This is a genomic window from Capnocytophaga endodontalis, assembly GCF_002209445.1.
Classification (GTDB): Bacteria; Bacteroidota; Bacteroidia; order Flavobacteriales; family Flavobacteriaceae; genus Capnocytophaga; species Capnocytophaga periodontitidis.
On the sequence record NZ_CP022022.1, the window covers coordinates 1,166,728 to 1,179,032 of the forward strand.

General features: G+C 41.4%; 10 protein-coding genes. 2 read left to right on the top strand and 8 right to left on the bottom strand.

Going from position 1 to position 12,305, the window contains the following annotated elements; genetic code table 11:
- Positions 1 to 5 precede the first annotated feature (5 nt).
- A complete protein-coding gene (gene dnaJ / locus CBG49_RS05520; protein WP_088593708.1) occupies positions 6 to 1,124 on the top strand; it encodes a molecular chaperone DnaJ in 1,119 nt (372 codons plus the stop codon).
- A 283-nt stretch (positions 1,125 to 1,407) separates the two neighbouring features.
- Here dnaJ and nagB read toward each other — a convergent pair whose 3' ends face one another.
- Positions 1,408 to 3,351, bottom strand: a complete 1,944-nt coding sequence (gene nagB, locus CBG49_RS05525; RefSeq protein WP_088593709.1) for a glucosamine-6-phosphate deaminase — start codon at positions 3,349 to 3,351, stop codon at positions 1,408 to 1,410.
- Between the two features lie 225 nt (positions 3,352 to 3,576).
- Between nagB and CBG49_RS15760 the strand changes: the two genes are divergently transcribed.
- A complete protein-coding gene (locus CBG49_RS15760; RefSeq protein WP_157668368.1) occupies positions 3,577 to 3,726 on the top strand; it encodes a hypothetical protein in 150 nt (49 codons plus the stop codon).
- A gap of 156 nt (positions 3,727 to 3,882) precedes the next feature.
- Here CBG49_RS15760 and CBG49_RS05530 read toward each other — a convergent pair whose 3' ends face one another.
- The 7 genes from CBG49_RS05530 to CBG49_RS05560 form a co-directional block, all read right to left on the bottom strand.
- The gene (locus tag CBG49_RS05530) at positions 3,883 to 6,201 is read right to left on the bottom strand and encodes a WG repeat-containing protein (RefSeq protein WP_088593710.1); all 2,319 of its coding nucleotides are present in this window, start codon (positions 6,199 to 6,201) and stop codon (positions 3,883 to 3,885) included.
- A 5-nt stretch (positions 6,202 to 6,206) separates the two neighbouring features.
- Complete coding sequence (locus tag CBG49_RS05535; protein ID WP_009414064.1) at positions 6,207 to 6,893, bottom strand: LOG family protein; 687 nt, start codon at positions 6,891 to 6,893, stop codon at positions 6,207 to 6,209.
- Positions 6,894 to 7,207: 314 nt separating this feature from the next.
- Positions 7,208 to 8,371 carry a VWA domain-containing protein gene (locus CBG49_RS05540; protein WP_088593711.1) on the bottom strand — a complete coding sequence of 388 codons (1,164 nt, stop codon included), beginning with the start codon at positions 8,369 to 8,371 and terminating at the stop codon, positions 7,208 to 7,210.
- Positions 8,371 to 9,114 carry an outer membrane beta-barrel protein gene (locus CBG49_RS05545; RefSeq protein ID WP_088593712.1) on the bottom strand — a complete coding sequence of 248 codons (744 nt, stop codon included), beginning with the start codon at positions 9,112 to 9,114 and terminating at the stop codon, positions 8,371 to 8,373. The genes CBG49_RS05540 and CBG49_RS05545 overlap by 1 nt, the downstream gene beginning before the upstream one ends.
- Positions 9,115 to 9,722: 608 nt before the next feature.
- Entirely contained in the window at positions 9,723 to 10,679 is a 957-nt protein-coding gene (locus tag CBG49_RS05550) for an McrC family protein (RefSeq protein ID WP_227002968.1), read from the bottom strand.
- Complete coding sequence (locus CBG49_RS05555) at positions 10,633 to 11,223, bottom strand: McrC family protein (protein ID WP_227002969.1); 591 nt, start codon at positions 11,221 to 11,223, stop codon at positions 10,633 to 10,635. The genes CBG49_RS05550 and CBG49_RS05555 overlap by 47 nt, the downstream gene beginning before the upstream one ends.
- Complete coding sequence (locus CBG49_RS05560) at positions 11,204 to 12,118, bottom strand: AAA family ATPase (RefSeq protein ID WP_088593713.1); 915 nt, start codon at positions 12,116 to 12,118, stop codon at positions 11,204 to 11,206. The genes CBG49_RS05555 and CBG49_RS05560 overlap by 20 nt, the downstream gene beginning before the upstream one ends.
- Positions 12,119 to 12,305 lie beyond the last annotated feature (187 nt).

The following is a 12,305-nucleotide window of genomic DNA, read 5'->3' on the forward strand; positions in this document are numbered from 1 at the left end:
TTAAAATGAAAAGAGATTACTACGAGATATTAGAAGTACAGAAAACAGCTACGGCTGCCGAAATAAAAAAAGCATACCGCAAACAAGCATTAAAATATCACCCTGACAAGAATCCTGGAGACAAACATGCTGAAGAGAATTTTAAATTAGCTGCTGAAGCCTACGAGGTGCTCAGCGATGAGAACAAACGCGCTCAGTACGACCGCTTTGGTCACGCTGCCTTTGAAGGTGGTATGGGAGGCGGTGGTTTCTCAATGGACGATATATTCAGTCAGTTTGGCGATATATTTGGTGGTCATTTTTCAGGGAATTTTGGTGGTTTTAGCGGTTTTGGAGGCGGCAGTCAGCAGGTATATGTGAAAGGTGAAAACTTGCGTATACGTGTGAAAGTTACCTTAGAAGACGTTGTGAAAGGTACTGAGAAGAAAATAAAAGTACGCCGCAAAGTAAAAGCTGAAGATACAACTTACAAAACTTGCCCAACGTGTAATGGTCGCGGACAGGTGGTGCGACAAGTGAATACAATGCTTGGTATGATGCAAACGGCATCTACTTGTACTGCTTGTGGCGGCACTGGTGAGGTGATTGATAAACGCGGAGCTGATACTGATTCACAAGGTTTGAAAACGGTTGAAGAGACTATCTCTATCAATATCCCAGCAGGGGTGATGGAGGGTGTTCAACTCAGTATGAGTGGCAAGGGGAATGAAGCTCCTGTGAAGAATAGTGTGCCTGGTGACCTTCTGATTCTCATTGAAGAACAAGAACACGAAACCCTTAAACGCGAAGGGGATAACTTGCATTACGATTTGTATATCAGTTTTCCTGAAGCTGTTTTAGGAGCTACTAAGGAAATAGAAACGGTAACAGGCAAGGTGCGCATCAAATTAGAAGAAGGCATACAATCGGGGAAAATACTGCGTTTGCGCGGTAAAGGTATCCCTAACTTGCAAGGACGCGCAACAGGTGATTTGATTGTTCACGTGAATGTATGGACTCCTAAACACTTGAACGACGAGCAAAAGGCTTTCTTTAAAAAGATGCAAGAGGATGAGCATTTCAGTCCTAAACCTGATAAGAACGATAAGTCGTTCTTTGAGAAAGTAAAAGAAATGTTTTCATAAGTTATAGATTTTATTAAATCCAAAAAGGGACTACTCCGCACGGGGTAGTCCCTTTTTGTTATTAAAGTGAAGAGTGAATGACGAGAGACGAATGACGAGAGACGAGGGAGGAAAATCTCGGAGAGACTTGGAGGGGCTCGGAGGGGGCTCTGAGAGTCTCGGAGGGGGATTAGAAAATTAGATGTAATGAATAAAAATGAGGTTACCTATTATTTTAGATAACCTCATTTTATTTTTTATAAACTTTTTAGAAAAGTTACGTCTATAAAAACTTGTTAAATTCTTAGAAGAAGTAACGTTTGAAAGCTTCGATAGCGGCATAGTCGGCGAAGCCTAAATTGCGGTAACGACGAGCGGTTTCGCTGTTACGAGCTTCGGCACGTTGCCAGAACTCACGCAAGTCGTCTCCTTGGAACATAGCACCGTCTTTTTGAGATTGGTGGAAGAAGATGGCTTGACGTTTTTTGAGTACTTGTGCGGGACTCATAGGTACAGCCATTTCGATTTCGTGGATGTCCCATTCGTGCCAAGCACCGCGGTATAACCATACCCAGCAGTCTTTCATATAATCTTTGTGTTTTAAGTTTTTCAAAGCAGCAAAGATAGCATCGAGACATACTTTGTGAGTTCCGTGAGGGTCGGCGAGGTCACCAGCGGCATAGATTTGGTGAGGTTTTACTTCTTCAATCAAATCCATAATGATTTTGATATCGGCTTCCCCTATAGGGTTCTTTTTCACGCCACCTGTTTCATAGAAAGGCAAGTTGAGGAAGTGTACGTGTTTATCAGGAACTCCTTCGTAGCGTGTAGCAGCCAATGATTCGTGGCGACGGATGTTGCCTTTGAGTTGGCGTACGAGGAGGCTATCGATTTCATTGGATTTTTTGTTGGTGATGTTGCTAATAATCTCGTTGATTACGGCTACTTCGGCTTTGTTTTCTTTGGCTATATCTTTGAATACTTCGGCGAATTTAAGAGCTTCGTGGTCGGATACGGCAAAGTTACCGGAAGTTTGGTAAGCGACGTGTACTTCGTGACCTTGAGAGACTAAGCGGTCGAAAGTACCACCCATAGAAATCACGTCGTCGTCGGGGTGAGGGCTGAAGATGATTACGCGTTTTTTGTGAGGATGTTCGCGTTCAGGGCGGTTTGTATCGTCGGCATTAGGTTTACCTCCTGGCCATCCTGTAATGGTGTGTTGCAAGCGGTTGAACATAGCGATGTTCAAATCGTAAGCAGGACCTGATTCTGCCAAGAGTTTTGACATACCGTACTCGTTGTAATCGGAATCGGTGAGTTTGAGGATTGTTTTATTAAGATGTTCGCAAAGCCAAACGATAGCTTTCGCTTTGAGGTCTTCGTTCCACTGTACATCGGTAACGAGCCAAGGGGTTTTGATGCGGATGAGGTCGGAAGAAGCTTCTTCGTCTAATACAAAAGTAGTGTTTTCGTGGAGTTGTAGGTAGCTTGAAGGTACTTCGGGGGTGATATCGCCTTCGACGGCTTTGGCTACGATAGAGGCTTTGCTGCTACCCCAAGCAAGCAATACGATGCGATGAGCTTTTAACACGGTGCGTATACCCATTGTAATGGCTTGACGAGGTACATTGTCGATGCCGTGGAAGGTTTCGGCGGCGTCGGCGCGTGTGATATGGTCGAGGGTGATGATGCGGGTACCAGAATTGCGGTTAGAACCAGGTTCGTTGAAGCCGATGTGGCCTGTACGACCGATACCGAGGAGTTGGAAATCGATTCCGCCGCAATCTTGGATTTTTTTATCGTAATTAGCGCAGTAGGCTTCTAACTCGTCGTGAGATACGGTTCCGTTAGGGATATTGATATTTTCTTTTGGGATATCAATATGGTTGAAGAGGTGTTCGTGCATAAAGTACCAATAACTTTGTATATCCTGTTTTTCCATTGGATAATACTCGTCTAAGTTGAAGGTAATTACGTTTTTGAAGCTAAGGCCTTCTTCTTTGTGCATACGCACAAGTTCGTCGTAAACTTTTACTGGAGAGGATCCAGTGGCTAAGCCTAATACGCATTTTTTGCCTTCGGCTTGTTTCTTTTTGATAAGGTCGGCGATTTCGTGTGCGACACTAATTGAAGCGGTTACTGAGTTCGAGAAGATGATGTTGTGGATTTTCTCGAAACGAGTTTCCTCAACGGAGCCGGCGGGCTGATGAGCGATTGATGAAACTTCTTTTCTGATATGTGTTCTCATTTTTTATTGATAAATGATGTTATAATAATTTCAGATTTGACCCTGCAAAGGTATATCTTTTTTATGATTTATACAAAAAAAATTAACATTTTATTATAATGACGAGGAGCGAATGACGAGGAGCGAATGACGAATGACGAGGGCCCCCGAACCCCCGAAGGGGGACAAGCCGGAAAGGGGGGTGGTGGGAGGAGGTGCGAGCCGCACGGGCGATTAGTGGGAGCTGTGGGAGCAGTGGGAATGGTGAGAGGGGTGGGAATGGTTAGAGGGGTGGGAGCAGTGGGAATGGTGGGAATGGTGAGAGGGGTGGGAGCAGTGGGAATGGTGAGAGGGGTGGGAATGGTGGGAGGGGTGGTTGTTTTTGATGTGAAATGAAAAACTTTGCCAAAGGTACGAGCCGTACAGTCAAGAAACTTTGGCAAAGGTGCGAGCCGCACGGGCAGGGGATTGGCGATGCAAATTTTGTAAAGCAATTCTGATTGACTATAATTTTGATTATAAGTGAGGAATGGGGGACTTTAGCACTGAGATTTATTCTTGTTTGGGGTGATCGGCGGGGGCATTGTAGCAGTTTTGTTGGCATACTCCCCAATAATCGATGTAGAATTCACCATAAATTACCCCCAAAACTTTACTGCTATTTGTGGTTACTTTTATAAAATTGTTATCGTGACTTATGATTCTGTCATAGCGAGGGGGTATTTCTGATCCATCTGGTCTCACAAAACCCCACCTGCCACCTACAAAAAAAGGTATAATCTGGTTAATACCCAACCCTGAGTTAAAATCCATTGTTTCATTGGATAGGACATCGTATTTCAAAGAAGTAATGGCTTTTCCGTTTTTATCGATGAGCTGCCACTTATTTTTCTTTCGCACGGCAAGATATTTTTGCCACGCCCTTTTTTTGGTGTTGAAAGTAATTTTTTGTGTAGCATAATTGATACTTCCTTTTTCGTATCCAGTTTTTATTTTATCTTCATTAATTTTTTTGATATCATCGTATATAGGCGGCAATATTTCTTTTCCTTCAAGGTTGATAATACCATAGCTATTCTTTACTTTTACGACACTAAGTCCGCCGTAACTGTGGCTTATTTCATCGTATTTTATAGGAGTAAGTTCTTTTCCTTGGTTGTTTACCCAGCCGTATTTGTTATTTTTCTTTACTGTAAAAATTTGGTAATAAGTTTCATCAAAAAAGGTGTACTCAAAGGTGTCTTCATTTTCACCTTCGGATGTTTCATATCCTACATTTAATCCTTCTATTGCATCATAAATAGGTTCGGTGAGGGATTTTCCAGTTATTTCGTTGATGATTTGCCATTTTCCTGCTGTTTTAGCAAAAGCAAACCCTTGGAAATCTCTTTTTAAATCGTCGTACAGTGGAGTTATGAGGATATTTTTGTCGGTTATAAGTCCTTTTTTACCATTTTTTGTTATTAAGAATCGATGATGAGCGCAATGTCCTAACGAATCGTACTCAAAGGGTATCACTACTTGTTGTTTGCGATTGATAGCACCCCACTTTCCTTGTTTTTTTACACTTGCGCAATTGTTGATGAAATAAAGGGCTTCCTCATATATAGGATTGATGAGCACTTTGTACGTGATGGCATCGGCATAGCCTTGTTTGCCGTTTTTCCACAGTTTTAGTAGCTCATAATTTTCGATTGTTTGTATGCTATCGTAAATGGGAGGGAGTAACACTTCATTTGTAAAGGTTTTTACAATGCCCCATTTGTTTTTTTGTTTTACAAAAAAGGCTTCATTATCATCGTCTTCAGAAAATCCATAGAAAAAATCTTTGATATCTTCATATTTTGGTGGCAAAGCCATTTTTCCTTCACAGGTGAGCAATCCCCATTGATTATCTTTTTTCACCTTTCTGTAATAATGATTATCGAGGTTATTTACAATAGCTTCGTATACAAACGGAATGGCAATATTCCCGTCGGTATCAATGGCACCCCATTTATTTTGTAGGCGTGCTATGGCTATTGCTTTTTCCTCACCGAAATCTTGAAATGTTCCGAGTGTATCGTATTTTATAGGGATATATTCTTCGCCTTTGGTATTGAGGTAGCCCCATTTGTTGTTTTTCTTGACGCGAGCGCATTCGTAATACTCATCATAGGCATCAAACAGCTCGTATTCATTAGGAATGCTATCTTGGGTTTTGAGGTTGAAAGCTCCCCACTTATCATTGTGCATAAAAGGAATGATACCGCAATTAGGGTCGGCAGGCTTTTCTTCAGAACTGATAAACTCGGTTCCCCACCAATTATATACCTCCCAATGATGGTTCAAATAGCCATACAACAAAGTATCTTTAATTATAAGATCTTCGTACAAAGGAGTTAATAATTCTGTACCTTCCAGATTAAAAAGGCTAAAATAATTCTTTTCATTTCGTGCAATTATGATGCCTAAACGGTCAGAATCATTCACAGACGACTGAAAGTTATAAGCAAAAGGAGCCATCTCAGTTTTATCACAATTGTGGTAATGATCACAATTTGATGGCCAAACCCTATACAAAGCTTCTTTGCCGTTAAGAGTAAGGATTGCAATTACCGGATTGATAATATTTTCAACTTGTTTGTATTTAGCAACTGTAATACGTATATTATCGTACTTAGGAGGAAATATTACCTTGCCATCATACCTTGCTAAGCCCCATTTATTACCTTTGTTTATATAGACAAGTTGCTCATCTTCATCGGCTATTCTTATTTCATCGTATTGAGCACCCCAATCGTTGATGGTAAATTCGGATTGAGGTGTGTTGCTGTTGGAAGGGTGGCAAGCCCAAGCTAATGTAAGTAAAAATAGAGCAAAGAGTTTCATTTTTTTTAGAAATTTGGTTTTAGTTGTTGTTTGTTGAAATAGAAGTCTTCGATGACTTTAATGACTTGGTCTTCGGTGTCTACCAAATGGAACAAATCTAAGTCTTCGGGACTGATGTTGTTGAATTTTTCTAACAATATTGTTTTTATCCACTCTACAAGTCCGCTCCAATAGTCTGTGCCTACTAAAATGATAGGGATTTTGTCGATTTTATGGGTTTGCACGAGGGTGAGGGTCTCGAAGAGTTCGTCGAGGGTGCCAAAGCCGCCTGGCATAGCGATGAAGGCTTTGGAGTATTTCACAAACATTACTTTGCGCGCAAAGAAATAGTTGAATTTGATGTTCTTGTCGTGGTCGATATAAGGGTTGTTGGTTTGCTCGAAGGGCAGGTCGATATTGAGTCCGGCAGATACGCCTTTGTTGAGGTGCGCGCCTTTGTTTCCGGCTTCCATAATGCCGGGGCCTCCTCCGGTGATGATGCCAAAACCTTCGTCGACTATTTTTTGGGCAATGCGTACGGTGAGGTCGTAGTAGGGGGTTCCGGGATTGATGCGTGCAGATCCGAAGATGCATACGCAGGGGCCTATGGAGCTCATTTGTTCATAACCGTGAACAAATTCACCCATTATTTTAAAAATAGACCAAGAGTCGTGTGTTTTGGTTTCGTTCCAAACTTTAGAATGTTTTTTCATTTGAATTTTGAATTAAGTGTTAAAAGTTAAAAGATGGCCCCCCACATACTCTGCTCTCGCAGACTTCCCCGAAGGGGGACTAGCCGCAAAAAAAATATTGAATATCAGTGTAATCAATGGAGTTTTCAGAGGGACTCTGAAAATTTCCGAGTGACGAATGCCGAGTGATGTTGGGTAGCTGGCGCTGCGAAAGTTTTTTTGCCCACGAATTTACACGAATTTTCGCCTAACGGCGAAGGGAGTGAAAAGTGAAAAATCTGAGGTCTCAGAGAGGCTCTGAGAGACTTGGAGAGGAGCTGTGGGGAATTAGCAAATTAGTTTATAGTTTCATTGTTTTTACTTTCAAATTTTTTGAGGTCGTTGCCTTTGAGAGCGTTTTCGACGAGCTCGGGGAGGCGATCGGGGGTGCAGGCGAAACAGGCGATGCCGAGTTTGCTGATTTCCTTGCCGAGTTTTTCGTCGTAATCGGGACGACCACTATCGGAAAGGGCTAAGAGTACCAATACTTTTACACCGTCCTGATGCATCTCGTTTAGACGACGTAGGAGTCCGGAGCGCACGCCTCCCTCATAGAGGTCGGATATGAGGATGAACATCGTTTTGCGGGGGTTCTCAATGAGTGTTTGGCAATAGGCTACAGACTTATTAATGTCGGTTCCTCCACCCAATTGCACGCCAAAGAGCATATCGACGGGGTCTTGACGGCAGGCTTCGGTGAGGTCGGTTATTTCGGTGTCGAACACTACTACGTGAGTATCGAGGGCGGGCATACTTGCAAAGATAGAGCCCATTACTGATGAGTAGATAATGGAATCGCACATAGACCCACTTTGGTCGATGTCGAGGATTACCGTCCAGTTTTTCTGTTTTTGAGTGCGCTCAAAGAAATAGAATTTTTCGGGAATGATGCGCTTGGTGGCGGTGTCGTAGTTTTTGAGGTTGCGCTGGATGGTTCGTTTCCAGTCGGTTGATGAGAAATTGGCGATGGGGGTATGTGCTTTTTTGTTGAGAGCGCCGGTAACGGCACGGCGGAGGTCTTGCTCCATACGTTTCATTATCTCATTGACGACTTCTTTGACTAACTCGCGGGCGGTATCTTTGGATTTGGCAGGAATCTGGTCTTTGAGTGCCATTAGGGTGCCCACCATAGAGATGTTGGGTTTTACGTTTTTGAGGGTTTCGGGTTCAAAGAGTAGTTTGGTGAGACCTTTGCGTTCGATAGCATCGGTTTGAATGACGCTCACTACATCGGGGGGGAAGAAGGAACGTACATCGGTGAGCCACTTGGCTAAGTTAGGAGCGGAGTTGCCCAAGCCTGCCGAGCGTTTGCCGCCGCCGTTGCCATTGCCGTCGGTATCGTCGTAGAGGGCGGCGAGGGTAGCATCCATCAGTGATTGCTGTTCGTTGAGCGATACCTCGCCCAAAGCATTTGCATCTTGACCCAAGATGAGTCGCCAGCGTGTGATATTTTCGTCCATTAGAGTATATAAAAGATGAGACCTATTTGTAATACATTAGAACTGAGGCTTGTGCCATCGGTAGTTTTTGCGTCCTTTAGCAAAGGAGAGAGGTTGTACTGCACAAAGAAATTCAGAGCATTATAGCCAAAAGCGGCAAAGGTTTTTAGTTGGAATTTTCTAACGATGTCGGGGTTTTGGAAGGAGGTGTCGATATCATTAGCGGTGTACAGGCTTCTGCCGCCTAAGAGATAGGCGATGCGCATTCCTGCGTATACTCTCCAGAATTTGTGAGATGTGGGGGTGGAGGTACGGAATCGGAATTCTAAAGGCATTTCGATGGCGTGGGTTTTGAAATAGTTTTTGCTGATGTTCAAATCGCGGAAATGTTCGACTATTTCGTAACTGACACCTGTTGTGGTTTTGTTGGCTACCATATTATTATACACCACATCGTAAGCATAACCTAATCCGATGCCAAAGCCGAGATTTCGTTTTTGGTTGATGGGAAGGTCGCGGATGAAGCCTAAGTGGATGCCGTGGGAGAGGTTGTGCTGCACGACACTGCTGGCTTTGCCGGCGAGATAATCGTAGGTGAGACCGACATAGAATTGGTCTTCGAGATAATGAGTATCGACCGTTGAGGGGTTGGCAGTTGAGCTTTGTGTAGAGCCAATCAAGCCGTCGTCACTATTTTCTTGAGCATAAGTGAAGAGGGAGAAGTGAAGGGTAAGGAGTAATAGGATGATATTTAGTTTGTTCATTTTTTTCTTTGGGTTTATATTTTTTGGCAAAGATAAGAAATAATTACGAATTACGAAATACGAAATACGAATTACGAAATACGAATGACGAATGACGAGGGACGAATGACGAGGGACGAATGACGGTGCGAGCCGCACGGGCGATTAGTGGGAGCGGTGGGAATAATGGGAGGGGTGGGAGTAGTGGGAGGGGTGGGAGTAGTGGGAGGGGTGGGAGTAGTGGGAGGGGTGGGAGTAGTGGGAGGGGTGGGATGGCCCCCGACTCACTTACTCGGCAATTGCCGACAACCCCGAAGGGGGACAAGCCGCAAAAGTGATTGCTATTTGTTTTAGTGAGAATAAATGAGGAAAGACTAGGAGGGAGTATCTAGGAGGTGCTCTGAAGGTCTCAGAGGGGGTGGGAGGTGCGAGCCGCACGGGCAGGGGTGGGAGGAATGGGAGGGGGGAGACTCTCATGGATTGCACAGATAAAACAGATTTTGATGCTTTTTAGGATTTTGGTGCTACGCTTACGATTTTGCGAAGTTTGCCAAAAGTGAAAACTCCTACAAATTTTACGAATTTTCACCTGACGGTGAATTGTTTTGTGAGTATATAAATTCTTTGACTTAATGATTTTTGGAAAGGTGTTCTTTTAGGGCTTGTTCATTATTACCTATTCTCATTGTGAATTCTTGGAAGCTCTCAGTTTCTTGAGGAATATGCAATCCTATTTTTTCTAAAATTCTATTTTTTACATTCCCGTCTATATAGAGTTCTTCAGAAAAAAATGGTTTATCGCTATCTATTTTGCTACAAGGATAAAGTAGAAAACCTCTATTTGTTTCAAAACGGTACATATACGTAATCGTTTTGTAGTAGATGCTCGTCGCTTTTTCTGAATCGTCCTCGTAAAATTTGTGTCTATCTAAAGGTATATATTTAGCATCTCCTACAAGTTTTGGAGAGTCACTTCTGCTGATAAAATCGGGGTAGATAGGTTGTTTGCTATTTTTAAAAAGGTATTTTTTTTCTTTACCTGTGAGATTTTCAGGATGTTCAAAACCTTCGTTTAAAAAAGTATTTAGGTATTCTTCCCACAGCCAAGCGCCGTCAAAAAGGAGTCCGTGTATTTTATCTTTTTCTTCGCCGAATGTCAGTTTTTCGTGGTTTAGGATGTTCAAACATATTTTTTGCAGAGGAGCATACTCTGTAAAATAAGGATGTACAAAGGGCTTGGCATTTGCCATTATCACTTTACGCCGAGCATTTTTGTTATAGGTGTTTTGAGTGTGAAAAACAAATTGGCTAACCATAGTGCGCATTTCGGCATCTGTATTCAGCAAGGCATTGCCTATAGGATGTGTTCTTAGGTACTCAATAGTATGGCGGATGAGTTGCGATAGAGGATTATCATAGCTATGTTCTTTGGTTGTATAAGCTATTTTGCCTGCAAAAGGTAGGTTTTTAAGTAGATGACGTTTTACATCTATAGTTCCTTTTACATTTGTATCATTATATTGCTTGCGTTGGTAAGCTTTATAAAGCCCTAGTATGGCGGATGAGTTGCGATAGAGGATTATCATAGCTATGTTCTTTGGTTGTATAAGCTATTTTGCCTGCAAAAGGTAGGTTTTTAAGTAGATGACGTTTTACATCTATAGTTCCTTTTACATTTGTATCATTATATTGCTTGCGTTGGTAAGCTTTATAAAGCCCTTGTGCATAAGCTTTTTTTAAGCAAAAAGGAAATAAGTAGAGCCAAAAATCCCAAATAGTTTCTTCGTTGTTAGGGCTCTGTTCAAAATTAAAGATGTTAGTAGCTAATACTTTTTGCAACATATAGTGCAAAAAGAAATCATTCTTATCATCTTTTGCAAAACGGGAAGTGATAGTAACCTTACTTGTGTTACGCCCTACAAATCCCATTATGTTGTTAGTATACAACTTGTCTCCTTCAATCTTGAAAATAGGTTTGTTGAGATATTTTTCCAAAGACTGAGGGAAAACTAACAAATTAGGATTTTCACTCAGTAAGTGTGTTATACTATGATTGGCAATAGGGGTTAGGTGCGCTATATACTGAGAATTAAGCTCTTTTCCCTTATAATTATTGTCCGTTATCCTCATTACCAAAGAAAGCATTTTTTAATTTTTCTAACTCGTCTTTTCCATTAGGCATACCACGTAAATATTCCTTTAGTAAAGGTTCTATGCGATAGTCCCATACGTTTTCTAATTCTTCATCTTGAATACAATTGCCATCAGTATCAAGAAAATAAGCACCCCCTATATGGTAGGCACTGCTGAAGCCTGCTATATTCTCAATAGCCTCATTGAGTTTTTTCATAGCTTTTGTTATTGGTTCAGTCAGTCCCATATTTATAGCGCTTTCTTCGGCAGTAACTTCTATCCAAGTGAAGCGGCGGCGCATAGCAAAATCAAAACTTTCGACACTTCGGTCGATATCATTCATACAGCCGATGATATAGACGTTTTCGGGCACGTAGAAAGACTCGTCATCACCTTGCATATTTGCATATTGAGTTTTGACGGCTCCTTTTACACCTCTGTAAATAGGGTCGATACTAAAAAAGAGCTCTCCAAAAATTTTAGAGATTTCACCTCTGTTGATTTCGTCGATTACAAAAATGTAGTTTTTATCATTTCCTATTTTTTCGGGTTTGAAATTATAAGTATTTTTGAAATACTCTGCTACCGATACTAAATAAGGTTTCCAATCTCTTATCACACCATTGTAAAGATAAGCTGCTATCATTTCTTTGGTGATTGATAGACGTGTGCCAACTTCTGTTTGAGGAATAGCCACACAAGAGTTTTTACTATTAGCTTCTAAGGTAAAAGGCTTTTTTTGGGTTGGTGTTGAAAGTGTTATAGGATTTTGTAATAAATCGTCTATAAAGTTGTTATACAACACATCAAAGTTATCTTTCTTTTTATTAGCTTGTTGGCAGAATTTTTTGAAAATGCCGTCTTTTTTGTCAAAATTACGAATAAAAAGCAAAACTACAAAAATAATGTAATTAGCTCATACAAAGAGGATTAATTTTTTGACAGGAAGATAAGAGAAGACAGAGTCTTAGATGTTTTAGATAGGTTTTTTCAAAATTAGGTTTCTAAATCGTTACCTAATACATTGAAAAATATTTTTTATTAATAGGTTATATTTCAGTGTTTTACACCTTTTTTCA